The sequence below is a fragment of the Ralstonia pickettii genome (assembly GCF_016466415.2).
In the GTDB taxonomy this organism is placed as follows: domain Bacteria; phylum Pseudomonadota; class Gammaproteobacteria; order Burkholderiales; family Burkholderiaceae; genus Ralstonia; species Ralstonia pickettii.
The window spans coordinates 1,047,906-1,072,482 of the sequence record NZ_CP066772.2 but is presented as its reverse complement, the minus strand read 5'-3'; the positions used below and the strand labels follow the sequence as shown (position 1 = coordinate 1,072,482).

The following is a 24,577-nucleotide window of genomic DNA, read 5'->3' as shown; positions in this document are numbered from 1 at the left end:
CCGGCGCTCCAACTCAACGGAGGACGTCACCATGCCGGAACGCAAAACCGTAGAACGTGCGCGCGCCGACAAGCGCCACGGCAAAGCCGCCTCGACCCAGGCGGGCAACTTCGTGAAAGAAGAGATGGATCACATCCGCGAAGGCAAGCACGGTGCGAAAAACACCAAGCAGGCCATTGCGATTGGTCTATCGAAGGCACGCCGCTCTGGCGTTGCCGTCAAGCCGCCGGGGGAAGGCAAGGCATCGGCCTCCACCCGCAAGAAGGCGGAACATGATGTCAAGGCCGGCAGCAAGACGGGCAACAAAACCGGCAGCCACGCCAGTGCGAGCAAGGAATCCACGGCCAAGCGCAGTAAAACCACAACGCGCACGCTGAAGAAGGAAGGCCATTCGGCGGCGTCCAAATCATCGTTGTCCAAGCAGGCACACAGCGCGGCGTCGAAGCGTTCGAGCAGCGAGCGCTCGTCAGCAGCCAAGAAAGGCGCCGCCACCAAGGGCGCGGCAGGCCGTTCGGCTGCCGCGAAGAAGGCAGCCCGCACGCGCGCCTCCCACGCCAAGTAAATTTTTCCTGTCCGATCTGAAGGCGGCCCATCGAGGCCGCCTTTTTTTCGGACCGTCTCGAAAAAAAATCAAAAAAAAATTTGTTCTCCGTGTCAGGAACGTAGCCATGCGCCGACGAAGGTGCACGGAACACATCTGCGCGATGCCGCAGTGCACCGTACGGCGAGGGATTTCGCCCTGCCAGCCGTTCAACGACACCTGTTCAATCAAGGAGAACACCCATGAAACAACACGCCATGATCGCCGCCGCCCTGGGTAGCCTGCTCGCACTGGGCGCAGTGTCGACGCCGGTGCAGGCGGCCGACGCTGCCGGCAAGGAAAAGTGCTACGGCGTCGCCAAGGCCGGCCAGAACGATTGCGCCAGCCCCGGCAGCGCCCACGCCTGCGCGGGTCAGTCGAAGATCGACAAAGACCCGATGTCGTGGAAGTACGTGCCGGCCGGCACCTGCGCGCAGATGGGCGGCACGATGCAGCCTGCGTCCAAGTAACGCGCGACGCCGGGTGACTGCCATGCAGACCGCTCTGCCAACCTGCGCCGGTGCAGGCCTGCGCGCCCCGCACTTCCCCGCCCTGCTGCACGGGCAAGCCCGTTTCCCGTGGGCGGAAGTGCACAGCGAGAACTATCTGTATGGCGGCCCGGCACGTGCAGCACTGCTGGCCGCGCGCGAGCACCAGCCGGTAAGCCTGCACGGCGTGGGCATGGGGCTCGGCAATGCCGATGGGCTTGACGTCGAGCACGTCCGCGCCATCGCTGCCCTGGCCGACGCCGTCGCGCCCGCCGCCATTTCCGAGCACCTGTGCTTCAACCGCAGCGGCGCACAAGTCGTCAACGACCTCCTGCCGCTGCCTTACTCCCGCGAATCGCTGGATGTTGTCTGCGCCAACGTCATGCGCGCCCAGGACATCCTCAAGCGGCCGCTGCTGATCGAAAACATTGCCGCGTACATCGACTGCCGCACGCTGGTCGACGCCGACGACGCCGTCTCCGAAGGTGCATTCCTGACCGCCCTCGCCCGGCGTACGGGCTGCGGCATCTTGCTGGACCTGAACAATCTGTACGTCAACAGCGTCAACCATGGCGTGACCGTCGAATCGGTACTGGCCGATATCGACCCGGCGCTGGTCGGCGAGATTCACCTGGCGGGCTTCAGCGTGGAAGACGGCATGCTGATCGACACGCACAGCGCGCCCGTCCATGCGCCCGTCTGGGCGCTGTATGACGCGTGGATTGCCAAGCACGGCGCACGCCCCACGTTGATCGAATGGGATGCTGACCTGCCTCCAGTGCAGGTGTTGCTGGAAGAAGCGGCTCGCGCCCAGGCAACGCTCGATCGCCACGCCAACGCCGCCATGCAGGAGCCTCGCCATGCGACTGCCTGACTGGGAAGCGCACCTCATCGGCGCACTGACGGACGCCGCAACCAACGAAGAAACCCCCGGCATCGCCATTTACCGTAATGCGCGTTTGGCCATTCTGCGCAACGCGCTGGCGGGGGCCTACCCCGTCTGCCGCACGCTGGTCGGCGATGACTGCTTCGATGCGCTCGTGCGCGACACGCTGGCGGTGCAGGCATCCACATCTCCGAACCTGCATCACTACGGGAATGCGCTGCCAGACGTCATTGCGCAATCGCCGTTGGCACACAGCGTGCCCTATCTGGCCGATGTCGCGCGCCTGGAATGGTGCGTGCATTGGGCGCATTACGCCCCGGACGCCCACGTTGAAGCGGCGGACGCCACCCTGCTCGCGCAGCCTGCCGACACCATCCGCGCGGGGCTGGTCGAGGGGACCCAGTGGATCGTTTCTCCATGGCCCGTGGTGTCGATCTGGCGCGCGCACCAGCCGGGCGAAACCATCGCGCTCAATGCAATCGACCTGGGCGTGAGCGAAGCCGCCGCGATTGCCGTGCGCGGGCATCGCGTTGCTGTGGTCGATCTCGATCCCCCAACCGCCACGTTCCTCGCCGCTTGCGAAGCTGGGACCTCGCTTCAGGCCGCGCTCGAAACCACGTTGGTCGAGCGGCCGGATTTTGATCTGACTGCATGCCTGTCCGGCCTCTATCGCTCGGGGCTGCTCGCACTGTCTGCCTGCCCAACAACCTTGTCTACTGGAGACACGCCATGAACACCCTCACCACGACGTTTGCCCCGCTTACGCGCATGCGCGCGTCATTCGATCGGCTTGCCGGTCCGCAAAGCACGCTGTGTTCGGTCATCCTGTTGATCGCGCGGGCGTATCTCTTTTACGTGTTCTTCCGCTCGGGCCTGACCAAGCTGAACGACTGGGACACGACCGTGCTGCTGTTCACCGAGGAATACAAAGTGCCGCTGTTGCCGCCCGCACTGGCAGCAGCGCTCGGCACGTTCGGCGAACTGGTTTTCCCCTCGCTGATGCTGGCCGGCATCGTGCCGCGGCTAGCAGCTGCCGGGCTGTTCTTCGTCAACGTGGTGGCGGCGGTGTCGTACTGGGCCAATCTGTCGGCATCGGCCATCGAATTTCATTTCGTGTGGGGCGTGCTGATTGCCCTCGTGGCAACGGTGGGACCGGGTTGGCTGGCGGCGCAGACCCTTTGGCAGCGCCGCAGGCGTTAAGCAGATTGGGGGGCGGCGGGCTTATGATGTCGGCTTGTCGCACTCTCTTCAGGAGTATCGATGCGCTTCCCTCAGTTGTCCTTCGCAGCCTCGGCCGGTGTGTTGGCTGCAATCGGTGCCACAACACTTCTGACCGCTTGCGCCTGGGGTGATAGCTCCACCGCTTCCGGCGCGCGCATGCTCGACGACTCGCTGCTCTCGTACCAAGTCAAGGCGGCGCTGGACCAGGACACGGCACTCAGCACGCGCCAGATCCGCATCCGATCCAATCCCGACGGCAAGGTCACGCTGACGGGCTGGGTCGATACCCCGGAAATGGCTCGCCGCGCCGGCGAAGACGTCAAACGCTTCGTTGACCCGGCCAAGCTCGATAATCAGCTGCGTGTGCTCTCGCGCATGCAGGTGCTGGGGGGTGGCCCGTACATCCCGGCCGGCTTGCCGCCCGAGGCACCGGCCAGCGCCCCGGCCGCGCGCTGAACTGCCAAGCGCTTACGCCGCCCGCGCACCTGCTCGCACAAGCAGGCGGCCCACGGGCAGCGATTGCAGCAGCCCAAAGCCAATCTCTGCGATCAGGAAGGGCACCAGCAGCAGCGTCGCGCCCGATGCCAGGGCGTACGCCTGCCACGCCGCAAACAGCCCGCGCGCCACGGCGTCATACCGGCCCAGCGCCACACTTGGCCGTCGGATGCGCAATACGGACCACACGCACACCACCGATCCCATCAGATTGGCCATCAGCAGATGCGTCGGCTCGAAAGCCGGCAAGCCGCCCATGCCCAGCGCATGCGCCAATGCGCTGAGCGCCTGATGCAACAGCGCGAACGTCCACGGCGTCGCAAACGGCGCGGTCACGATCAGGTCATACCAGGCGCTGGTCCGCACGATACGCAGGAAGGTCGATTCGGAAACCGAAACCATGACAAAACTCCAGAAGTGAAGTGAAGGAGTCGCCACGGTAAAGCTTGGTGTACGCTCGAAGGTCAAGCCCCCGACCGCATTGCATTTCCCAACCACCATGCCTGCTGCCCTCCCCGTACCTATCTCCGATGCGCATGTCGGCGACCTGTCCATCGGCGACTTGGCGGCTGCAACCGGCGTCTCGCGGGATGGCTTGCGCTTTTACGAGGCGCGCGGCCTGATCCGAGCGCGGCGCCGGAGCAACGGCTACCGCGCCTATCCGCCCGAAATCGTGGAACTGGTGCAATACGTGCGCACGGCCCAGCAGCTGGGTTTCACACTGGCGGAAATCAAAGAAGGCATGTCGCACGTGTGGCAGCAACCCGACACCGATGCCGCCGTCACCGCGTTGCTGCGCGACAAACTGGCCATGATCGATGCCCGCATCGCAAGCCTGCAGGCCATGCGAAACGCACTTGCCACGCGCGTCGGCATGGCATGTCCCCTTGCACCGGCCTGAGACGGTCATCATGTCTTGTCATATAACTGTCGCAGACTGGCGCTGCAGGGCGGGGTTTTTGCGTTTTCCCCGAACCTGACAGCTTGCTGAGCCGTGAAAGGCGCTTGAAAGTTCGCGTCGGTAAAAACGCTCCCGTCTCAAGGGGGAGTCTGCTGCAGTGAAACATCGGGGTGCATTCCATTTACGGGCGAGGGCCGTGCTGTGCGCGGTGACCTGCCTGCCATTTGCCGCTGCCTGGGCAGCCACGCCGGCATCGGCGCCGGCTGCGGCCAGCATGCCGGTCGCCACCATGCCGCCCATCAAGCCTTCCGTGCCGGGCGTGACGGGCGCCGGCTTCAACCTGGTCGAACTGCTGCAGGAGCTGAAAGGCAACAACCCGCAATTGATCCAGGGACGCCATAACTATCTGTCGGCCAAGTCGATACCGCCGCAGCTTGCGTCGCCCAACAATCCGCAGCTCGGCTATATCTGGAACAGCATCCCCAAGGGATTCCCTCTGGCGGTGAACCGCGCGGGCGGCAGCCAGTACAACCTGACGCAGCAGATCCCGTTTCCGGGTAAAAAAGCGCTGGCGGCCGAGATTGCCGATCGCCAGGCTGAGTCCCTGAACGCGCAGAATGACGCGCTGTACCTGCAGCTCTATGCGCAGCTTTCCACCACGTACTACCAGGCGATTGCGCTGCAAAAGCAGATCGACGTGCAGAAGCTGACCATCACGCGCCTGGAGCAGGTCAAGCAGATCACGCGTGTGCGCTACGCCAACAACGCCGCCGCCTACGCAGATTTCCTCAACGCGCAGGTCATGCAGAGCAGCGCACAGAACGACCTGTTTGCCGCGCAACGCCAGTACGACAGCACGCTGCAGACGCTCAACACGCTCATCGGGAAAGATCCGAGCTTCCCCCTCGTGCTGCGGGCAGACGACGAGGCTGTACGCCTGCCGGATGAACCGCTGCCCGAACTTGAAAACCAGGCGCTGCGCGAGCACCCGTCGATCAAGGCATCGGCCGAACTGATGGACGCGGCGCGCAAGAGCGTGACGCTGGCGCGCAAAGCCTACCTGCCCGACTTCCAGGTCATTGCCACCGTCACGACGGACAACCCGCCGTATGGCGTGCGCCCGAACAGCTACCAGATCGAACTGGACGTGATCATCCCGTTCTGGTTCCTGACCAAGGAGAAGTACGGCGTGAACCAGGCGGTGGAAAGCCAGATTGCCACCGAGGCGAACGATGTGTCGGTGCGCCAGCAGACCTTACTGGCCGTCGATACCGCCTACAACACGCTGCGCCAGACGCTTGCGCAGCTCGATTTCAACAAGCAGCGGCAACTGCCGCAGGCGCTGGCGGCCTATCGCGTCACGATGACCAACTACGCCAGCAACAACGCCGATTTCAACGACCTGCTCACCGCCCAGGGCGCGCTCAAGAACGCCGAACTGTCGGTCGCCCAGGCACAGGCCACGGCCTTGCAGGCCTATCACGCGCTGCTCGCGGCCACCGGCCGCTCGCCGGTTCAAGCTCAATAACATCATGAAGAAGTTCTCTCCTGTCGTTGCTGTGATCGCCTTGGCAGCAGCCCTCGCTGTAGGCGTGGTGGTCGGACGCAAGTGGCCTACCGCCGAGCCGGCCGAGACTGCAAAACCCGCCGCCGGCCCGGCCTCTGCGCCGGCTGCCGCCTCTCGGCCGAAACCCGACTCCATTGAAATTCCCTCCGGCGGCTTCGACCCCCAACAGGTGAAGGTCGCGCAGGTGAGTCAGCTTTCGGTGCCGGTGGAGCTGTCCACGCCTGGCAAGCTCGCGTACAACGCCGAGCTGACCAAACTGGCCTCGGCGCGCGTGGCCGGCCGGCTTGATCACATCCTGCAGTTTGAAGGGGCGCTGGTGCGCGAGGGTCAGCCCATTGCCGAGCTCTACGCACCCGACTTCATCTCCGCGCAGAAGGAATACCTGCTGGCACTGAATACTGCTCGCCAGCTCAAGGGCTCCAACATGAAGGATCTGCTGGAAGATGCAGACGCCACCGTACAGTCCGCCGCGGGCCGCCTGCACGTGCTGGGCATGTCCGATGCGGATGTGGCACAGATCGCCAAGCGCGGCACACCGGCTGAACACCTGACGCTGCGCGCACCCATCTCGGGCACGATCGTCAAGCGCAACATGGACCCGGGCGCCTTCCTGAATGTGGGCGACTCGTTCATGAGCATCGTCGATACTCGTGTGCTGTGGTTTACCGGCAACGTGTATGAGAACGACATTGCCAGCGTGCGCATCGGCCAGCCGATCTCCCTGCGCACGGCGGCGTATCCGAATCGCGAGTTCACGGGCCGCGTAAGCTTCATCGCCCCGAATATCGACCCCGCCACGCACACGCTGACGGTACGCTGCGACGTGCCCAACACCGACGGGCTGCTGCGCCCGGAGATGTACGCCACGGCGCGCATCCAGACGGGCAGCGGCCAGGCCACGGTGGTGCCGAAGACTGCCCTGGTGAAAGACCACGGCGGCTACTACGTGATCGTGCAAAGCGATGCCACGCATTTCAAGCGCGTGGAGGTGCGCGGCAAGGACACCGGCACGGATGGCAATTTTGCCGTCACGGCAGGGTTGGATGCCTCGTCGCGGGTCGTGGTGCGCGGCGCCGCACTGCTCAACGAGATGATCGTGAAGGCAGGAGCTTGAGCATGCAGTTCAACCCGATCGCGGGCATTCTCAAGCGCCGGCTGCTGATCGTCTTTCTGGCGATCGCTCTGCTGGTGGTCGGCGTGCTCTCATTCAAAGAGTTGCCGTTGCAGGCGTATCCGGGCGTGGCGCCGCTCTCGGTGCAGGCCATCACGCAATGGCCGGGCCGCAGCACGACCGAGGTCGAACAGCAGATCACCATCCCCATCGAAAACGCGCTGGCTGGTGTGCCGGATGTGCAGTCGTTCCGCTCGGTATCGCTGTTCGGGCTGTCGGTGGTGACGCTCAAGTTCAAGGAAGGCACGGATAGCTTCAAGGCGCGTCAGAATTTTTCGCAGTACTTGGCGAGCGCCAACCTGCCGACGGGCGTGCAGTCGTCTCTGAGCCCGGACTCGGATGCGACGGGCGAAATCATGCGTTTTCGCCTTGAGGGCGACGGCGTCGATCTCACCACGCTCAAGAGCTACCAGGACTACGACATCTCCAAGGGGCTCAAGCACGTGCAGGGGGTAGCCGATGTCAGCTCCTTCGGCGGCAAGGTGAAGGAGTACCACATCGTTCCCTCGCCCGCGAAGCTGCTGTCATACGGGATCACGCTGTCACAGCTCATCACGGCCATCGGCAACGCCAACAACAACACGGGCGGCAATCTGCTGCGCGACGGCGAGCAGCAGTTCGTCGTGCGCGGCGTCGGCCTGCTGCAAACGGTCGACGACATCCGCAACGTGGTGGTGACCGCCAACAATGGCGTGCCTGTCCGCGTGCGCGATATAGCCGAAGTGGAAGTCGGGAATGTGCAGCGTCTGGGCCAGGTGCAATACAACGACCAGCCCGACGTGGTGGAAGGCATCGTGCTACTCAAGCGCGACGCCAACGCCACCGAAGTGCTGGCCAAGGTGCGCGAAAAAGTGGCGGAGCTGAACAACGGCATCCTGCCCAAGAGCGTCCAGATCAAGCCGTTCTACGATCGCCAGGTGCTGCTCGACATCACGATGGGCACGGTCGAACACACGCTGGTGGTGGGCATCGCGCTGGTGCTCGCGGTGCTGTTCGTCTTCCTGGGCAACTTCCGGGCGGCGGCTGTGGTGGCGGCGGTGATTCCGCTGGCGCTGTGCGTCTCGTTCATCAGCATGGAGCACTTCCATGTGCCGGCCAACCTGATCTCGCTCGGTGCGATCGACTTTGGGGTGATTGTCGACGCGGCCGTGATCGTGATGGAAAACATCATGCGGCACCTCGAAGAAGGCGCCGAGAAGCTCGAAGACGCGATCGTCAAGGCGACCAACGAAGTGCAGCGCGCGATGATCTTCTCTACGGGCATCATCATCGTGGCGTATTCGCCGCTGTTCTTCATCGGCGGCGTGGAAGGCATCATCTTCAAGCCGATGGCGTTTACGATGGGCTTTGCGTTGATGGCATCGATCGTGCTCAGCCTGACGTTCGTGCCGGCGGCCACGTCGTTCGTCTTCGGCAAGACGCTGCATCCGCATTCGCCGGCGTTCATAGCGGCGATTCTGCGCTGGTACAAGCCATTGCTGCGCAAGCTCATTGCCCGCCCGATGACCGTCTTTGCCACGGCCATTACGGCGCTCTTGCTGACGCTGTACAGCGCCACCTTCCTCGGTACGGAGTTCCTCCCCACGCTGGAAGAGAACAACCTGTGGCTGCGCATTACGCTGCCCAACACGGTGGACCTGGAATACTCCGCGTCGGTGGCCAACGACTTGCGCACGTACTTCACCAAGCAGCCCGAAATCCAGAAGGTTTCCGTGCAGATCGGACGTCCGGATGACGGCACCGACTCCACCGGCGTGTTCAACCAGGAGTACGGCCTCTACTTCGCCCCGCCCGACCAATGGGCCAAGGGCATGACCAAGGGACAACTGGTCGAACGCCTGTCCAAGCACCTCGAGAAGATTCCCGGTATCGAATACAACTTCTCGCAGTACATCCAAGACAACGTTGACGAGGCGCTGTCCGGCGTCAAGGGCGAGAACTCGGTGAAGCTGTTCGGGAACGATCTCAACGTTCTCGAAGCGAAGGCCAACGAAATCCAGGCACAGCTTAAGAAGGTGCAGGGTCTGGTGGACGTGGGCATCTTCCGCGAGCTGGGTCAGCCGACACTGAACGTTTCGATCGACCGCCAGGCGGCTGCGCGCTTCAACATCAACGTGAGCGACGTGCAGAACCTCGTGCAATACGCCATTGGCGGCGCCCCGGTCACGCAAATCCTGGAGGGCGAAAAATCATTCGGGCTGGCGGTGCGGCTGAACCAGCAGGCACGTGCGTCGTACGACGCTATCCGGGAGCTGCTGATCGATACGCCCGATGGGCAGCACATTCCGCTGTCGATGATCGCCAAGGTGGAAATGACCGACGGCCCGTTCTTCATCTACCGCGAGGAAGGCAAGCGCTACATCGCCATCAAGTTCGGTGTGCGCGGCCGTGACCTGGGCGGTGCCGTGGACGAGGCACAGCGTGTGGTGGGCAACAGCGTAAAACTGCCCGAGGGCTATACCGTCAAGTGGGATGGCCAGTTCAACGAGATGAAGGTCGCCCAAGGCAAGCTGATGGTGATTGTGCCGTTGACCATCCTGGTGATCTTCCTGCTGCTGTACAGCACGTTCGGCAATTTCAAGGACGCGCTGATGGTGGTGCTGAATGTGCCGTTTGCCGCCATCGGCGGATTGCTGGCGCTGCATATCGCAAATGAGACGCTGTCGATTTCAGCGGGGATCGGCTTCCTGTCACTGTTTGGCATCGCCATCCAGGACGGGGTGATTCTGATCTCGTACGTCAACCGTCTGTCGCAATCCGAAAACGTGCGGGAAGCCACCGTCGACGGTGCCGCGCTGCGTCTGCGCCCGGTGATCATGACCGCCATGCTGGCCGGCCTGGGCCTCTTGCCGGCGGCGCTCTCGCACAGCATCGGCTCGGAAGCGCAGCGTCCGCTGGCGCTGGTGATCGTCGGCGGCATGGTCACAACGACGATCCTGACCCTGCTGGTGTTGCCGGTGGTCTTCACGTGGGCGCACCGCCATCGTCGTCCGCCCCCGCGCGATTCGGACGTCAATCCAACTGCTGCCATGCTGCCTTAACCTGCGCATGTGCTGAAAGCGCAACGGGCGCATCGCTTCACCGGCGGTGCGCCCGTTTTCCTTTGGGCTCGCACCAGAATCGGACCAATCTCATGGCGACGCGTGGACGAGGCGAGCAGAGTGCATCTCTGATTCCCACCGCACGCACCGCCACCATGCACCTCACGTCCAACGTCTCCGCCAGCGTCGTCGCACAATTCCCGCCACAGGTCATCACTACGCTCACCGAGCTGTTTGGTACCGATCTGCAGCAATGGCGTTTTATCGTCGATCTATTTTGTGAGACGGTGGAACAGGATCTCGCCAACCTGGCGAACGCCATCCGCGGCGGCGAAGACACACAGATCGTTGAAGCGGCGCACCGCATCGTCGGTTCTGCTCGCATGCTTGGGCATCAGGCGATTGGCGATGCCGCCCGCCGCATCGAGCGCGCAGCGCAGAGCATCGGACCGTATCAGCAGCGTGTGGAAGACATGCAATCCGCCCTCACCTGCCTGCGCGCGCTGGCGAGTGAATTCCGCCAGCAGGCAAGCGGCTGCCCGTGGTCAGACGCTGCGGTTGCGAGCTGACCGTCCGCCACCCTGCGCCGCACATCGCTTGAATAACCCCCCGGCTATTTATGTTCTCAGTCACATAAATTAAGCGATTAGGTTGTACGTTGCGTAACTCGCAATACAACGGGTGACTACAACTATTGATCTAGAACAGACTACCCCACTATCTTTCGCGGGCAACGTCGGCGCATTCCAACTGCAGCTGGCTGGCACGCACCGGCCATGACCGGCGCGGCCGCACCGTTTCACCACGTACGTCACAACGCGGGCTCAACCTATCCGGGGGGATTCGATGTCCGAAGCAGTCCTGCATCCATTTTTTTCGCGCGAGCGCACCGTCGCCGCGGTTGGCTTCAACCGCTGGCTGGTTCCTCCTGCCGCACTGGCCATCCATCTGTGCATTGGCATGGCCTACGGTTTTTCCGTCTTCTGGCTGCCGCTCGGCCGCGCGCTGGGCATCACCAAGCCGCTCACATGCGGCGCCGATGTCTCGCTGGTCGCCGAGCTGTTCACCACCACCTGCGACTGGCGCGTCTCCAGCCTGGGCTGGATGTTCACGCTGTTCTTCGTGTTCCTGGGCGCATCCGCTGCCATGTGGGGCGGTTGGCTCGAACGCGTTGGCCCGCGCAAGGCTGGCGTCGTGTCGGCTGTGTGCTGGTGCGGCGGGCTCCTGATTTCCGCACTGGGCATCCAGATACACCAACTGTGGCTGCTGTGGGTGGGCTCGGGCGTGATCGGCGGCGTCGGCCTGGGGCTGGGCTACATATCGCCCGTGTCGACGCTCATCAAGTGGTTTCCGGACAAGCGTGGCATGGCCACGGGCATGGCCATCATGGGTTTTGGCGGCGGCGCGATGATCGGCGCCCCGTTGGCTGACCGCCTGATGAAGCTGTTTGCGACGCCCGAATCTGTGGGCGTGTCGCAAACCTTCATTGTGCTGGCCGGCATCTACTTCGTGTTCATGATGGCAGGTGCGCTGGGTTACCGCGTGCCGCCCACGGGCTGGAAACCGGCAGGCTGGACACCCTCCCCGGCCAAGGCGAAGGACGCGATGGTCACGCAACGCCATGTCCACGCAAACGAAGCGCTGAAGACGCCGCAGTTCTGGCTGATCTGGGGCGTGCTGTGCCTGAACGTATCAGCCGGCATTGGCGTGCTGGGCATGGCCTCGCCACTGCTGCAGGAAGTGTTTGGCGGCAAGCTGCTGGGCGTGACGACGTCGTTCATGGACCTGACCGCCGCGCAAAAGGGCCAGATCGCAGCCATCGCTGCGGGCTTCACGGGTCTGCTGAGCCTGTTCAACATCGGCGGCCGTTTCTTCTGGGCGTCGCTCTCGGATCGCCTGGGCCGCAAGATGACCTACGCGGTCTTCTTCGTGCTCGGCTTCGTGCTGTATGCGTCGATTCCGTGGACGTCGCACACGGGCAATATCGCGCTGTTCGCACTGGCCTTCTGCGTGATCCTGTCGATGTACGGCGGCGGTTTTGCGACCGTGCCGGCGTATCTGGCTGACATGTTCGGCACGCAAATGGTGGGCGCCATCCACGGCCGGCTGCTCACGGCGTGGTCGACGGCCGGCATCCTGGGCCCCGTGCTGGTGAACTACCTGCGCGAATACCAGATCGCCCATGGCGTGGAACGCGCAGCCGTGTACGACATCACGATGATGATCCTGGCCGGCCTGCTGATCCTCGGCTTCATCTGCAACCTGCTGGTGCGCCCTGTCAACGCGAAGCACTTCATGACCGAAGCGCAGCTCGACGAGCAACGACATGCTGCGGCAACCAAGAGCCCAACGCCGTCGGTTGCTGCGCCGGAAACATCGCTGGAATGGCAGGCGCATCCGGGTTCGGCTGTAGCTGTGGTGCTGGCCTGGGCCGCCGTGGGCCTGCCGTTGGGCTGGGGGATTTGGATTACACTCCAAAAAGCTGCCGTTCTCTTCTCCTGACCCGTGATTTAAAGCTGCCCCGCCACCCATGAAGCATCAGAAGATCGAGTTCTACCGTCACCCGGCCGGTGGCTGGGGTGCGCTCAAAAGTGTTGCGCATCAATTGCTGTCGCAGGGCATCGCGGCCAAGGGCGCCAAGACCATGCTGTCGGCCAACCAGCCCGATGGCTTCGATTGCCCCGGCTGCGCCTGGCCTGATCGCGACCACGCCTCCACCTTTGAGTTCTGCGAAAACGGCGTCAAAGCCGTGGCTGCCGAAGCGACGTCGCGCCGCACCACGCCGGAGTTCTTCGCGCAGCACACCGTGCGCGAACTGGCCGAGTGGTCGGACTACGCGCTGGAAGATCAAGGCCGCCTGACGCACCCGATGGTCTACGACGCAGGCAGCGACAAATACGTCCCGATCGACTGGGACGCCGCCTTCGCGCTGATCGCGCAGCACCTGCGTGCGCTGCCCGATCCGAACCAGGCGATCTTCTACACCTCGGGCCGCACCAGCAATGAGGCGGCCTTCCTCTACCAGTTGTTCGTGCGCGCCTATGGCACGAACAATTTCCCCGACTGCTCCAACATGTGCCACGAGCCTTCCGGCACGGGCATGCGGGCCAGCATCGGCGTCGGCAAAGGCACCGTCACGCTCGACGATTTCACCAAGACCGACGCCATCTTCATCTTCGGGCAAAACCCGGGGACGAACCACCCGCGCATGCTCGGCGAGTTGCGCGAGGCATCGAAGCGCGGCGCAAGCATCGTGTCGTTTAACCCGCTGCGTGAGCGCGGGCTGGAGCGCTTTGCTGATCCGCAGAGCAAGATCGAAATGCTGACGCTGGGCTCTACGCGCATTAGCACCGAATACCACCAGGTGCGCATCGGCGGCGACCTGGCGACGGTCAAGGGCATCATCAAACACGTGATCGAGCGTGACGACGCGGCACGCAGCCGCGGCGAGCCCGCCATCATCGACCACGCCTTCATCGCCCAGCACACTGGCGGCTACGACGCCTTCGCCGCTGACGTGCGCGCGGAGTCGTGGGCGACCATCGAGGCCGAATCGGGCCTGCCAGAGCACGAAATCCGCCAGGCGGGCGACACGTACATCAAAGCCGGCAGCGTCATCGCGTGCTGGGGCATGGGAATCACGCAGCACAAGCATTCAGTCGCGACGATCCAGATGATCGTCAACCTGCTGCTCCTGCGCGGCAACATCGGGCGCCCGGGTGCCGGTGCGTGCCCCGTGCGCGGCCACAGCAATGTGCAGGGCGATCGCACGATGGGCATTTATGAGAAGCCCGCGCCGGCATTCCTGGATCGGCTGGAAAAGGTGTTCAGCATTCAAGTGCCGCGCGAACATGGCTACGACACCGTCGGCGCCATCGAAGCGATGCAGCAAGGCGCCGCGCGCGTGTTCTTTGCCATGGGCGGCAACTTCGCGGCAGCCACGCCCGACACCGCCGCCACATGGGCGGGCCTGCGCCAGTGCGACCTGACCGTGCACGTGACCACCAAGCTCAACCGCAGCCACATCGTGCACGGCAAGGCTGCGCTGATCCTGCCGTGCCTTGGCCGCACCGAGGTCGACCAACAGGCCGGCGGCGCGCAAGGGGTGACGGTGGAAGACTCGATGAGCATGGTGCACATGTCGGCAGGCATCAATCCGCCGGCCTCTCCGCATCTGCTCTCGGAGCCGGCCATCGTGGCACGCCTGGCCGAGGCGACGCTGCCCGAGAGCACCATCCCGTGGCGCTGGCTGGTCGAAGATTACGACCGCATCCGCGAACGCATCGAAGCTGTGTTCGACGACTTTGCCGGCTTCAACGAGAAGATTCGCGTACCGGGCGGCTTTCGCCTGCGCAACACCGCGTCGGAACGTGTCTGGAACACGCCGTCGGGCAAGGCGGAGTTCCACGCGCATGCCGTGCCGACTGACACGCCGGTCCACCGCGCTCGCGAGCGCCATGCCGACGCCACCGTCTTTACGCTCGCCACGGTGCGTTCGCACGATCAGTACAACACCACGATCTACGGCATGGACGACCGCTACCGCGGTGTGTTCGGCCAGCGCCGCGTGGTCTTCATCAACAAGGAAGACCTGCACACGGTCCGCATGAAAGACGGCGAGTGGGTCGACATGGTGACGCTTTCCGAAGACGGCACCACGCGCCGCGCCGATGGCTTCCGTCTGGTGGCGTATGACATTCCGCGCGGGTGCCTGGCGGCGTATTACCCCGAGACCAACCCGCTGGTGCCGCTGTCTTCCGTGGCTGACCAGGCACGCACGCCGACATCCAAGTCGATTCCGGTGATGCTGGTGCCGAGCCAGGTCGCGCGCACCGCTGACACCCAAGCGGCCACCACGGCCGAAGCCTGATGCCCACAGAGCCGGCGTGGTCTGCGCTGCAGCTGGCGCTGCTGGCCGCATTGCGCGAGACCGACGCCGGCAAGCCGGTGTCGATGCCGTGGCTGACCAAGCGCGTGGGCGAGCGCGCCAGCACGGTCCTGCGCGCGCTGCATCCGCTGGCCGATGCAGGCCTGCTGCGCGTTGCCATGGACGACACACGCTGGCTCATCGTGCTGCTCGATGCCGGCCGCGCTTTGCCTCATTTCACTGCATGACTTTGCTACCCCGCCACCCCGCCGGCTTGCCCGTCGTGTCCACTAACGCGACGAAACGCACACGCACCGGCGCGCAAGAAGACACCTCCACGGCCGTCGCCGATGAGGCACCGGTCGCGCTTGTCTTCAACGGCATCACGCATGCCGTAATGATGGCGTCGCCGACCGACCTGGAAGACTTTGCGCTGGGCTTTGCGCTGTCAGAAGGCATCATCGACAGTCGCGCCGATTGGCGGGGCGCAGATGTGGAAACGCATCCGCATGGGCTCGAAGTACACGCTGAAATTGCTTCGCATTGCTTCGTGCGGTTGAAGGAACGCCGTCGCGCACTGGCCGGCCCGACCGGCTGCGGGCTGTGCGGCATTGAAAGCCTGCAGACTTTTGAAGATGCGCCGCAACCGCTTGTGCCACCCGCGTGGTTGGCATCACTTGCCGACACGCAGGTATTGGATGCCATGCAGGCGATGACGGCGCATCAGCCGGCCAATGCGCTCACGGGTGGCTTGCATGCCGCAGGGTGGGTGCCCTCAGACGGCAACGCACCGCTGCATGCGCTGGAAGACGTGGGTCGCCACAACGCTCTCGACAAGCTGATCGGCCGGCTGGCTCGGCTCGGCATCCGCCCCTCGGACGGGTTTATCGTCATGACGAGTCGTGCGAGCTTCGAGCTGGCGCGCAAGTGCGTTCAACTGCAGGTGCCGCTGCTGGCAACGATCTCCGCGCCATCCTCACTCGCAATCCGCCACGCCAAGGTCGGCCAGCTGACGCTGCTGGCGTTCTGCCGAGGCGATAGCGTGACGCGGTTTGCGTAACGCACAGAACGCGCGAGGTTAGATCTCCACCTTGCTCCCCAGCTCAACCAACCGGTTGGCAGGAATCCGGAAGAAGTCCGACGGTTTGGCGCTGTTGTGCTGCATCCAGGCAAACAACGACTCCCGCCACATCGCCATGCCGGGCAGCGGCGACGGCACCACCGTGGCGCGTGTAATGAAGAACGACGTTTCCATGTCTTCAAAGACGATGCCCAGCCGCTCGCCCACGCTGCGAACGATCTCGTCCACAGCGGGCGTTTCCTTGAAGCCGAAATCCACCACTGCGGTGTGGATGTCGTCGCCAATGGTTTTGATGACCAGGCGCTTGGCAGGGTCCACATAGGGCACGGCCAGCGTACGGAAGTGGATGAACAGCACGCGCTTGTGCAGCACGTGGTTGTGCTTGAGGTTGTGCAGCAACGCCAAGGGCACGAAATCGATGCTGGGCGTCAGGTACACGGCCGTGCCGTCCACACGATACGGTGGATGGCGCAGCAGCCCGTCCATGAACGGCTCAAGCGGAATGCCGCCTTCTACATTGCGCGCCTTCAGCAGCTGCGTGCCCGAGTGCCACGTCACCATCAGGAAGAAGATCAAGCCGCCCAGCAGGAGCGGGAACCAGCCACCGGCTGCAATCTTGAGCAGGTTTGCGGCGAAGAACGACAGGTCAACCGCCAGGAATACTGCCCCGATGCACGCCACCAGCCAGAGGCGCCATTTCCAGGCGTTGTGCATGACGACTGTGACCAGACCCGTCGTCAATACCATGGTGGTCGTCACCGCAATACCGTACGCCGCGGCCAGGTTGTCGGACTTGCCGAACGCCAGCACCACGGCCACCACCAGCACGAGGAGCATGTAGTTGACCACTGGCACGTAGATCTGGCCGATTTCCACATCCGACGTGTAGAGAATCTTCATGCGCGGCGCATAGCCCAGGTGCACGGCCTGCGCCGTCATCGAAAACGCGCCAGAGATGACAGCCTGCGACGCAATGACGGTGGCCGCCGTAGCGAGCAGCACCATCGGGCCAACCGCCCAGCTCGGCATCAACAGGAAGAACGGGTTTTGCACGGCGCTCGGCTCGCGCAGCAGCAAGGCGCCCTGGCCAAAGTAATTCAGCAGCAGGCACGGCATGGCAATGTAGAACCACGCGTACCGGATGGGGCGGGCGCCGAAGTGGCCCATGTCGGCATACAGCGCCTCGGCACCGGTCAGCGCCAGGAACACCGAGCCGAACACGATGAACGCCAGCACCGTATGCCGGAATCCGAATTCGATGGCGTACACCGGACTCAGCGCCACCAAAATCTGCGGCGACTTCACCACCGAAACCAATCCCATCAGCCCCAGCAGCACGAACCAGATCACCATGATCGGCCCGAACAGGCGCCCAACCACGTGCGTGCCATGCCTTTGAATCAAAAACAGCGCGATCAGCACGATCAGCGCCAGGGGCAATACCCACTTCTGCAGCGCAGGCGCCATGATTTCCATGCCTTCGATGGCGGAGAGCACCGAGATGGCGGGGGTAATGACGGCATCGCCATAGAACATGGCTGCGCCCAGCAGGCCGAGGAGCATCAATGTGCGTGTGAACCGGGCGCTGCCGCTGCTCGCACGCATGGCCAGCGCCGTCAGCGCGAGGATGCCGCCTTCGCCGTTGTTGTCGGCGCGCATGACGAAGAGCACATATTTGACGGATACCACCAGCGTCATCGCCCAGAACAGCATCGACAGGATGCCGAAGACGGTCTGATCGGAAAACGGGACCCCATGCTCGGGGTTGAAGCATTCCTTCAGGGCATACAGGGGGCTGGTGCCGATGTCCCCGAAGACCACGCCGATCGCGCCCACCATGGTGGCCATCAACGCGGGATTTTTCTTAGTGTGACTGGCTGCGGCTGTCGTCATGGGTAGGCTGCGACTGGAACGACGGGGGCGCACGCAATTTTCGTGCACCGACTGCGACACCGGCTTTACGGGCGGGCCGAGTGCGGCAGAAGCCACTAAAGCTTAGGTGAAAACGCCCGGTTTTGCGCGGGTGTTTGCACCGATGGCAAGCGCGCGCCAACCCTGGTGCGGGCCCGAAAACAGCAGCCGCGGCCGCTCCAAACGGAAACCTTAAAAAAACAGACTTTGACGAGGCGACGCGCCAAGCATATATTCACCAAACGATCGTTTGGCCGGTTCGGCCGGGTCTGCCTGCTACGTTTGGATTTGGCCGGCGGCCGATCGATTTCTCAACTTCACGACTCAAAATCATGGCTACTGGTACCGTCAAGTGGTTCAACGACGCAAAAGGTTTCGGCTTCATTACCCCGGATGATGGCGGCGAAGACCTTTTCGCACATTTCTCCGCGATCAACTCCGCAGGCTTCAAAAGCCTGAAGGAAGGTCAGAAGGTGTCGTTCGAAGTCACGCAAGGCCCCAAGGGCAAGCAAGCTTCGAACATCGTGCCCCAGTAACAAGGAGCACGCGGGCGCGGTAGACCGGTTTTGGCTTGCCGCGCGGGGTTTCCTCGCGCGTGTATTGGCCGGGATATTCCGCCAGGCAGGTTGTTTCAGTACGTGTTTGCCATCAAGCAGTCGGATGGCCACCGGAAGCGGTGGCCTGGTTTGACGAACCCCTATTGGGAGCATGCAATGGCCAGCCGAATTGAAGAGAACGCCGTTGAATATGATCCGCCCGCCGGGGCAGCTGCAGAAATGCATGCTGCCCCGAGTTTCATTCGGGATTCGGAAATCCAGTTTTCGCGCTCGCAGACATTCCATGAAGGGCAGCGTGTCAGCTTTGATGTAGAGATCGGGCCCGATGGCGAACTCATCGCCGTCAACATCAAACCAATATGACACGCCGGTTTCAACTCGGCATGCGCAAAGGAAAAAGGGAGGCACCGCCTCCCTTTTTCATGGGTGATGCGCCGGCTTACTTGGCTGTCGGCATGACAAACTCGGCGCCCTTGGCGATCGAATCCGGCCAGCGTTGCATCACGCTCTTGTAACGCGTGTAAAAACGCACGCCTTCTTCGCCATAGGCGTGGTGGTCGCCGAACAGCGAGCGCTTCCAGCCGCCAAAGCTATGCCACGCCATCGGCACCGGAATCGGCACATTGATGCCGACCATGCCCACCTGGATCTGCCGCGCAAATGCGCGCGCCACGCCGCCATCGCTCGTGTAGCACGACACGCCGTTGCCGAACTCGTGCGCATTGATGAGGTCCACCGCCTCGGCAAGGTCATGCACGCGCACCACCGAAAGCACGGGGCCGAAGATCTCTTCCTTGTAGATCGTCATCCCGGGCTTGACGTGGTCGAACAGCGTGCCGCCCGTGAAGAAGCCTTCGGCATGGCCATCGACCGTGTGGCCGCGGCCGTCCACCACCAGCTCGGCGCCCTCTTCGACGCCCTTGGCGATATAGCCTTCCACCTTGGCCTTGTGGGCGGCGGTCACAAGTGGACCCATTTCGCTGTCGGCCTGCATGCCGTTGCCGATCTTGAGCGCGCGGGCGCGCTCGGCAAGGCGCGGGACGAGCTTGTCTGCCACGTCGCCCACTGCCACAGCCACGGAGATCGCCATGCAGCGCTCACCGGCCGAACCGTAGCCTGCACCGATCAAGGCATCCACCGCTTGGTCGAGGTCTGCATCCGGCATGACGACGAGGTGATTCTTTGCGCCGCCCAGGGCTTGCACGCGCTTGCCGCGCTTGGTGCCTTCGGCGTAGATGTATTCGGCGATGGGCGTGCTGCCGACGAACGAAATGGCCTGCACATTCGGATGCTCGAGCAGCGCATCAACGGCATCCTTGCCACCCTGTACCACGTTGAACACGCCGTCGGGAAGGCCCGCCTGCTTGAGCAGGTCGGCAATCATCAGGCTGGGGGTCGGGTCACGTTCGCTGGGCTTGAGGATGAACGTATTGCCGCACGCCAATGCCACCGGCGCCATCCACATCGGCACCATGAACGGGAAGTTGAACGGCGTAATGCCGGCCACCACGCCCAGCGGCTGGCGCAGGTTCCAGTTGTCGATGCCGCCGCCGATGTTGTCCGTGAACTCCGTCTTGAGCAGGTTCGGAATGCCGCAGGCAAATTCCACCACTTCAATGCCGCGCGTCACTTCGCCTTTGGCATCGGAGAACACCTTGCCGTGCTCACGCGTAATGGCGGCGGCCAGGGCATCGTGGTTCTGGTCGAGCAGCTCCTTGAACTTGAACAAAACGCGCGAGCGCTTGAGCGGCGAAGTCTCGGCCCAGTCCGGGGCAGCCGCATGGGCGGCGGCTACGGCGGCGTCCACTTCGGATTTGCCGCCCAGCAGCACCTGCGCGCTCACCGCGCCCGTAGCGGGGTTGAAGACATCGGCGCTGCGTGTGCCGCTGCCGGCATGGCGCTGCCCGCCGATGTAATGGCTGACAACGGATTCGGTCACGGCGGGATCAATCGGTCGGTTCATTTCAGGCTACCTCTTGCAGAACGGTACGAACGGTGTCGAAGATGCGCGCGATCTGCGCCTCTTCGATGATGAGCGGCGGGGAGAACGCCAGGATGTCGCCGGTGTAGCGCACCAGCACACCACGCTCCAGGCATTTCAGGAAAACTTCGTAAGCGCGCGCGCCCACGGCGCCGGGGCGCGATTCCAGTTCGATGCCGGCCACGAGGCCGAGGTTGCGGATGTCCTTCACATGCGGCGCGCCCTTGACCGAATGCGCTGCCGCTTCGAACGCCGGCGACAACGAACGCGCGCGCTCGAACAGCCCTTCGCTGCGATACAGATCCAGCGCGGCCACCGCCGCGGCCGCCGCCAGCGGGTGTGCCGAATAGGTATAGCCGTGGAACAGCTCGATGGCGCCTGGCGCGCCGGCGTCGACGACGGTGTCGTGCACCGACTGGCGCACGGCCACGGCGCCCATCGGCACGGCGGCGTTGTTGATGCCCTTGGCCATCGTGAGCAGGTCCGGCGTCACGCCAAAGAACTCCGCCGCCGTTGCCGCGCCCAGGCGGCCAAAACCGGTGATGACTTCATCGAAGATCAGCAGGATGCCGTGCTTGTCGCACAGCGCGCGCAGACGCTGCAGGTAGCCCTTGGGCGGCACCAGCACGCCGGTGGAACCCGCCAGCGGCTCGACAATGACGGCAGCGATGGTCGACGCGTCATGCAGCGTGACTAGGCGCTCCAGTTCGTCGGCAAGGTGCTCGCCCCAGGCCGGCTGGCCCTTGGAGAATGCGTTGTGCTCAGGCGCATGCGTATGCGGCAGGTGGTCCACACCCGGCAGCAGGTTCGCCGAGAACGCCTTGCGGTTCGGCGAGATGCCGCCCACCGAGATGCCGCCGAAACCCACCCCGTGATAGCCGCGCTCGCGGCCAATCAAGCGTGTGCGCTGCCCTTCGCCCCGCGCGCGGTGGTAGGCCAGCGCAATCTTCAGCGCCGTATCCACCGCTTCGGAACCGGAGTTGGCGAAGAAGATGCGGTTCAGGCCTTCCGGCATGATCTCGGCGACTTTTTCTGCCGCGCGGAACGCCAGGGGGTGCCCCATCTGGAAGGTGGGCGCGAAATCCAGCGTGGCGGCCTGCGTCGTGATGGCGTCGACGATTTCCTTGCGGCAGTGGCCGGCGTTGACGCACCAGAGGCCGGCAGTGCCGTCCAGCACCTCGCGGCCATCGCCGTCACGGTAGTACATGCCCTGGGCGGAAGTCAGCAGGCGCGGTGCGGCCTTGTACTGGCGGTTGGCCGTGAACGGCATCCAGAAGTAGGACAGATCGGTGGTTTCCAGCGGGTGGGGTGCGGGTTTCATCGGCGGCTCCGAAAAAACAGCGGAAAGGGAACGGGCTGGGCAAGCCAGCGGTTGAAGCAAACTGTACAGAGTCCAATGCGACACGGACATGCACAGATGGCGGTTCTATAAGAAACTGTATAGGCCCTCATCACGGCTTCGTGCCGCATCGCAACATGCAACTCGAACTCGATCCTTCTCATCCCCAGCGTACGTTGGTCGACCAGATCGTCCAAGGCATTCGTGCGGCGGTCGACAACCATTCTCTGCTGCCGGGCACGCGGCTGCCCTCGGTGCGCAAGTTGGCCCAGGCGCACGATGTAAGCACTTTTACGGTGGCGGAGGCCTATACACGGCTGGCGGCTCTGGGCGCCATCGTGGCCCGGCCACGTTCGGGCTACCTCGTAGCGGCGCGTACACCCACCCAGCCGGCCCCCGTGGCCCCACGCTGGGAGCCGCCCACGCTCAACGCGGCGTGGCTGCTGTCGGATGTGTTTGCCGACCGCTCCATCTCCATCAAGCCCGGCTGTGGCTGGCTGCCGAACGACTGGCTGGACGAGCGCGGCGTACAGGAAGCCATGCGCGCGGTGAGCCGTGTTTCCGCGTTGCGGGTGGCGGGCTACGGACATCCGTGGGGCTATGCGCCGTTGGGCGAATACGTCGCGCAGTCGCTTGCGCTACGGGGCCTGCCGGTGGAACGGTCGCAAGTGCTGCTGACCAGCGGCGCCACGCAGGCGCTCGACCTGATCGTCCGCACGCTGTTCAAAGCCGGCGACATCGTCGCGGTGGATGACCCGGGCTACTGCAACGTACTCCAGGTGCTCAAGCTGGCCGGCCTGCGCGTGGTCGGGGTGCCTCGCACACCGGACGGGCTCGACACCGCGGCACTGGAAGCCATCCTGCGCGCGGACGATGCCGACCGGCCGCGCGCCCTCTTCACCAGCGCCGTGCTGCAGAACCCCACTGGCTCCTCAATGACGGCGCAGAACGCCTATCGCGTGCTGCAACTGGCCGAACAGCACGGCCTCTGTATCGTTGAAGACGACCTGCACCGCGAGCTGGCCGACCCCGCCGCCCCGATGCTCGCCGCACTCGACGGCCTGCGCCGCACGCTGTACGTGAGCGGGTTCTCCAAGACGATCTCGCCCTCGTTGCGCGCAGGCTACGTGGTGGCCGATGCCGCCATCACACGCGAGCTGGCACGCACCAAGATGGCAGTGGCGCTCACCTCGTCGGAAATTACCGAGCGAATCGTGCACGCATTCGTCACCCGCCCCGTCTATGCCGAACACGTGGCGCGGCTGATTGCGCGGCTCGGAGAAGCGCACACGCGCGTCGAAGCGCTCATGCGTCAACATGGTGCCGAGCCGTTCGATACGCCGGGCCGCGGCCTCTTCCTGTGGGCACGGCTTCCGGGCCAGGCCGACGCCTCCGCGCTGGCCAATCGGGCCATCGAACACAACATCTGGCTCGCGCCCGGCCAGTATTTCCGCCCGCATGACGAGCCTAGCCCGTGGCTGCGCTTCAACGTCGCGTACTCCGCAGAACCGGCGCTCTGGGAATTCCTCTCGCACGCGTGACGGCGCTGGCCTGCATGCGGCGCAATGGCGCATTGCATGCAATCAATCGCGTATCGGGCACTCAAACGTGAAATTCGCGTGAACGGAAGCAGACAGCGTCACAAAAGCGCGACACCATGCGGTGTCGCCTACCGTTCTCTTGCGCCGTACCGATTCCCAACGCCACTTGCAGCCCGACCTGCACAAGGAGTGCCATGGACATCAAGACCGTCCGCGAAACCGCCTTCGCGATGCCGCTTACGAGCCCCGCCTACCCGCCCGGCCCATACCGCTTCATCCACCGCGAATTCTTCATCATCACGTACCGCACCGACCCGGCCAAGCTGCGCGCCATGGTGCCGGAACCGCTCGAGGTGCCCGAACCGCTGGTCGCCTACGAGTTCATCCGCATGGCCGACTCCACCGGCTTTGGCGATTACACCGAAAGCGGCCAGGTCATCCCGGTCACCTACGAAGGCAAGCCCGGCACGTACACGCTCGCGATGTACCTGGACGACCATCCGCCGCTGGCCGGCGGCCGTGAAATGTGGGGCTTCCCAAAGAAACTCGCCTCGCCCAGGCTCTTGACCGACAAGGACACGCTGATCGGCACGCTCGACTACGGCCCCGTGCGCGTGGCAACCGGCACCATGGGCTACAAGCACCGCGAGCTGGATCTGGCCGAGCAGAAACGCCGCCTGGAGCGCCCGAACTTTCTGCTCAAGATCATTCCGCACGTGGACGGCAAGACCGCGCGCATCTGCGAGCTGTCGCGCAACGTCATGATCGACATCGACATGAAAGGCGCCTGGACGGGGCCGGCATCGCTGGAATTGGCGCACCATGCGCTGGCGCCCGTGGCCGAACTGCCCGTGCTGGAGATTGTCGAAGCCCGACACATCATTGCAGACCTGACCCTTGGCATGGGCGAGGTCGTGTTCGATTACCTGGCGCAGTAGCACCTGCCCAAG

General features: G+C 63.9%; 23 protein-coding genes. 19 read left to right on the top strand and 4 right to left on the bottom strand.

Going from position 1 to position 24,577, the window contains the following annotated elements; all coding sequences use genetic code 11:
* Positions 1-31 precede the first annotated feature (31 nt).
* The 6 genes from RP6297_RS21055 (at position 32) to RP6297_RS21030 (ending at position 3,631) form a co-directional block, all read left to right on the top strand.
* Complete coding sequence (locus RP6297_RS21055) at positions 32-562, top strand: hypothetical protein (RefSeq protein ID WP_009240686.1); 531 nt, start codon at positions 32-34, stop codon at positions 560-562.
* 221 nt (positions 563-783) lie between these two features.
* Positions 784-1,050 (top strand): BufA1 family periplasmic bufferin-type metallophore, encoded by a 267-nt coding sequence (locus RP6297_RS21050; protein WP_009240685.1) that lies wholly within the window; start codon positions 784-786, stop codon positions 1,048-1,050.
* Positions 1,051-1,072: 22 nt separating this feature from the next.
* A complete protein-coding gene (gene bufB / locus RP6297_RS21045; RefSeq protein ID WP_009240684.1) occupies positions 1,073-1,942 on the top strand; it encodes an MNIO family bufferin maturase in 870 nt (289 codons plus the stop codon).
* Positions 1,929-2,687, top strand: a complete 759-nt coding sequence (locus RP6297_RS21040) for an HvfC/BufC N-terminal domain-containing protein (RefSeq protein ID WP_009240683.1) — start codon at positions 1,929-1,931, stop codon at positions 2,685-2,687. The genes bufB and RP6297_RS21040 overlap by 14 nt, the downstream gene beginning before the upstream one ends.
* Positions 2,684-3,154 (top strand): DoxX family protein, encoded by a 471-nt coding sequence (locus RP6297_RS21035; protein WP_009240682.1) that lies wholly within the window; start codon positions 2,684-2,686, stop codon positions 3,152-3,154. The genes RP6297_RS21040 and RP6297_RS21035 overlap by 4 nt, the downstream gene beginning before the upstream one ends.
* Before the next feature lie 60 nt (positions 3,155-3,214).
* Positions 3,215-3,631 carry a BON domain-containing protein gene (locus RP6297_RS21030; RefSeq protein ID WP_009240681.1) on the top strand — a complete coding sequence of 139 codons (417 nt, stop codon included), beginning with the start codon at positions 3,215-3,217 and terminating at the stop codon, positions 3,629-3,631.
* Positions 3,632-3,643: 12 nt separating this feature from the next.
* Here RP6297_RS21030 and RP6297_RS21025 read toward each other — a convergent pair whose 3' ends face one another.
* Positions 3,644-4,072 (bottom strand): hypothetical protein, encoded by a 429-nt coding sequence (locus tag RP6297_RS21025; RefSeq protein ID WP_009240680.1) that lies wholly within the window; start codon positions 4,070-4,072, stop codon positions 3,644-3,646.
* Positions 4,073-4,169: 97 nt separating this feature from the next.
* On the opposite strand from RP6297_RS21025, the gene RP6297_RS21020 reads away from it, so the two are divergent.
* From RP6297_RS21020 to fdhD, 9 genes are all read left to right on the top strand, one after another.
* Positions 4,170-4,571 carry a MerR family transcriptional regulator gene (locus RP6297_RS21020; protein ID WP_009240679.1) on the top strand — a complete coding sequence of 134 codons (402 nt, stop codon included), beginning with the start codon at positions 4,170-4,172 and terminating at the stop codon, positions 4,569-4,571.
* Positions 4,572-4,728: 157 nt separating this feature from the next.
* Positions 4,729-6,099, top strand: coding sequence for a TolC family protein (locus tag RP6297_RS21015; RefSeq protein WP_369812453.1), 1,371 nt, complete (start codon positions 4,729-4,731; stop codon positions 6,097-6,099).
* Between the two features lie 4 nt (positions 6,100-6,103).
* Positions 6,104-7,252, top strand: coding sequence for an efflux RND transporter periplasmic adaptor subunit (locus tag RP6297_RS21010; RefSeq protein ID WP_009240677.1), 1,149 nt, complete (start codon positions 6,104-6,106; stop codon positions 7,250-7,252).
* A gap of 2 nt (positions 7,253-7,254) precedes the next feature.
* Positions 7,255-10,350, top strand: a complete 3,096-nt coding sequence (locus RP6297_RS21005; RefSeq protein WP_009240676.1) for an efflux RND transporter permease subunit — start codon at positions 7,255-7,257, stop codon at positions 10,348-10,350.
* Between the two features lie 92 nt (positions 10,351-10,442).
* On the top strand, positions 10,443-10,919 hold the full coding sequence (locus RP6297_RS21000; protein ID WP_009240675.1) for an Hpt domain-containing protein: 477 nt from the start codon (positions 10,443-10,445) through the stop codon (positions 10,917-10,919).
* Between the two features lie 277 nt (positions 10,920-11,196).
* On the top strand, positions 11,197-12,852 hold the full coding sequence (locus RP6297_RS20995; protein WP_009240674.1) for an OFA family MFS transporter: 1,656 nt from the start codon (positions 11,197-11,199) through the stop codon (positions 12,850-12,852).
* A 28-nt stretch (positions 12,853-12,880) separates the two neighbouring features.
* Positions 12,881-15,220, top strand: a complete 2,340-nt coding sequence (locus tag RP6297_RS20990; RefSeq protein WP_009240673.1) for an FdhF/YdeP family oxidoreductase — start codon at positions 12,881-12,883, stop codon at positions 15,218-15,220.
* Positions 15,220-15,465, top strand: a complete 246-nt coding sequence (locus tag RP6297_RS20985; RefSeq protein ID WP_009240672.1) for a hypothetical protein — start codon at positions 15,220-15,222, stop codon at positions 15,463-15,465. Before RP6297_RS20990 ends, RP6297_RS20985 begins: the two co-directional genes overlap by 1 nt.
* Positions 15,462-16,277, top strand: coding sequence for a formate dehydrogenase accessory sulfurtransferase FdhD (gene fdhD, locus RP6297_RS20980; RefSeq protein ID WP_009240671.1), 816 nt, complete (start codon positions 15,462-15,464; stop codon positions 16,275-16,277). The genes RP6297_RS20985 and fdhD overlap by 4 nt, the downstream gene beginning before the upstream one ends.
* A gap of 18 nt (positions 16,278-16,295) precedes the next feature.
* Here fdhD and RP6297_RS20975 read toward each other — a convergent pair whose 3' ends face one another.
* A complete protein-coding gene (locus RP6297_RS20975) occupies positions 16,296-18,191 on the bottom strand; it encodes a potassium transporter Kup (RefSeq protein WP_009240670.1) in 1,896 nt (631 codons plus the stop codon).
* Between the two features lie 350 nt (positions 18,192-18,541).
* Between RP6297_RS20975 and RP6297_RS20970 the strand changes: the two genes are divergently transcribed.
* Positions 18,542-18,745 (top strand): cold-shock protein, encoded by a 204-nt coding sequence (locus RP6297_RS20970; protein ID WP_004627322.1) that lies wholly within the window; start codon positions 18,542-18,544, stop codon positions 18,743-18,745.
* Positions 18,746-18,922: 177 nt separating this feature from the next.
* A complete protein-coding gene (locus RP6297_RS20965) occupies positions 18,923-19,129 on the top strand; it encodes a cold-shock protein (RefSeq protein WP_004627325.1) in 207 nt (68 codons plus the stop codon).
* A gap of 76 nt (positions 19,130-19,205) precedes the next feature.
* Here RP6297_RS20965 and RP6297_RS20960 read toward each other — a convergent pair whose 3' ends face one another.
* Together RP6297_RS20960 and RP6297_RS20955 are read right to left on the bottom strand one after the other, a co-directional pair.
* The gene (locus RP6297_RS20960) at positions 19,206-20,729 is read right to left on the bottom strand and encodes a CoA-acylating methylmalonate-semialdehyde dehydrogenase (RefSeq protein ID WP_009240669.1); all 1,524 of its coding nucleotides are present in this window, start codon (positions 20,727-20,729) and stop codon (positions 19,206-19,208) included.
* Between the two features lies 1 nt (position 20,730).
* Positions 20,731-22,068 (bottom strand): aspartate aminotransferase family protein, encoded by a 1,338-nt coding sequence (locus tag RP6297_RS20955; protein ID WP_004627328.1) that lies wholly within the window; start codon positions 22,066-22,068, stop codon positions 20,731-20,733.
* A gap of 155 nt (positions 22,069-22,223) precedes the next feature.
* Here RP6297_RS20955 and RP6297_RS20950 point away from each other — a divergent pair, with 155 nt between their 5' ends.
* Positions 22,224-23,627 carry an aminotransferase-like domain-containing protein gene (locus RP6297_RS20950; RefSeq protein ID WP_009240668.1) on the top strand — a complete coding sequence of 468 codons (1,404 nt, stop codon included), beginning with the start codon at positions 22,224-22,226 and terminating at the stop codon, positions 23,625-23,627.
* A 194-nt stretch (positions 23,628-23,821) separates the two neighbouring features.
* Entirely contained in the window at positions 23,822-24,565 is a 744-nt protein-coding gene (locus tag RP6297_RS20945) for an acetoacetate decarboxylase (RefSeq protein WP_009240667.1), read from the top strand.
* The last annotated feature ends 12 nt before the right edge of the window (positions 24,566-24,577 follow it).

Coding starts and splice junctions, on each gene's coding strand:
- RP6297_RS20975 (WP_009240670.1), bottom strand. CDS start 18,191: ATGACGACAGCCGCAGCCAGTCACACTAAGAAAAATCCCGCGTTGATG.
- RP6297_RS21050 (WP_009240685.1), top strand. CDS start 784: ATGAAACAACACGCCATGATCGCCGCCGCCCTGGGTAGCCTGCTCGCA.
- RP6297_RS21005 (WP_009240676.1), top strand. CDS start 7,255: ATGCAGTTCAACCCGATCGCGGGCATTCTCAAGCGCCGGCTGCTGATC.
- RP6297_RS20995 (WP_009240674.1), top strand. CDS start 11,197: ATGTCCGAAGCAGTCCTGCATCCATTTTTTTCGCGCGAGCGCACCGTC.
- RP6297_RS21040 (WP_009240683.1), top strand. CDS start 1,929: ATGCGACTGCCTGACTGGGAAGCGCACCTCATCGGCGCACTGACGGAC.
- RP6297_RS21030 (WP_009240681.1), top strand. CDS start 3,215: ATGCGCTTCCCTCAGTTGTCCTTCGCAGCCTCGGCCGGTGTGTTGGCT.
- RP6297_RS20955 (WP_004627328.1), bottom strand. CDS start 22,068: ATGAAACCCGCACCCCACCCGCTGGAAACCACCGATCTGTCCTACTTC.
- RP6297_RS20990 (WP_009240673.1), top strand. CDS start 12,881: ATGAAGCATCAGAAGATCGAGTTCTACCGTCACCCGGCCGGTGGCTGG.
- RP6297_RS20960 (WP_009240669.1), bottom strand. CDS start 20,729: ATGAACCGACCGATTGATCCCGCCGTGACCGAATCCGTTGTCAGCCAT.
- RP6297_RS20950 (WP_009240668.1), top strand. CDS start 22,224: ATGCAACTCGAACTCGATCCTTCTCATCCCCAGCGTACGTTGGTCGAC.
- RP6297_RS21000 (WP_009240675.1), top strand. CDS start 10,443: ATGGCGACGCGTGGACGAGGCGAGCAGAGTGCATCTCTGATTCCCACC.
- RP6297_RS20945 (WP_009240667.1), top strand. CDS start 23,822: ATGGACATCAAGACCGTCCGCGAAACCGCCTTCGCGATGCCGCTTACG.
- RP6297_RS21055 (WP_009240686.1), top strand. CDS start 32: ATGCCGGAACGCAAAACCGTAGAACGTGCGCGCGCCGACAAGCGCCAC.
- RP6297_RS20965 (WP_004627325.1), top strand. CDS start 18,923: ATGGCCAGCCGAATTGAAGAGAACGCCGTTGAATATGATCCGCCCGCC.
- RP6297_RS21035 (WP_009240682.1), top strand. CDS start 2,684: ATGAACACCCTCACCACGACGTTTGCCCCGCTTACGCGCATGCGCGCG.
- RP6297_RS20970 (WP_004627322.1), top strand. CDS start 18,542: ATGGCTACTGGTACCGTCAAGTGGTTCAACGACGCAAAAGGTTTCGGC.
- RP6297_RS21010 (WP_009240677.1), top strand. CDS start 6,104: ATGAAGAAGTTCTCTCCTGTCGTTGCTGTGATCGCCTTGGCAGCAGCC.
- RP6297_RS21020 (WP_009240679.1), top strand. CDS start 4,170: ATGCCTGCTGCCCTCCCCGTACCTATCTCCGATGCGCATGTCGGCGAC.
- bufB (WP_009240684.1), top strand. CDS start 1,073: ATGCAGACCGCTCTGCCAACCTGCGCCGGTGCAGGCCTGCGCGCCCCG.
- RP6297_RS21025 (WP_009240680.1), bottom strand. CDS start 4,072: ATGGTTTCGGTTTCCGAATCGACCTTCCTGCGTATCGTGCGGACCAGC.
- RP6297_RS20985 (WP_009240672.1), top strand. CDS start 15,220: ATGCCCACAGAGCCGGCGTGGTCTGCGCTGCAGCTGGCGCTGCTGGCC.
- fdhD (WP_009240671.1), top strand. CDS start 15,462: ATGACTTTGCTACCCCGCCACCCCGCCGGCTTGCCCGTCGTGTCCACT.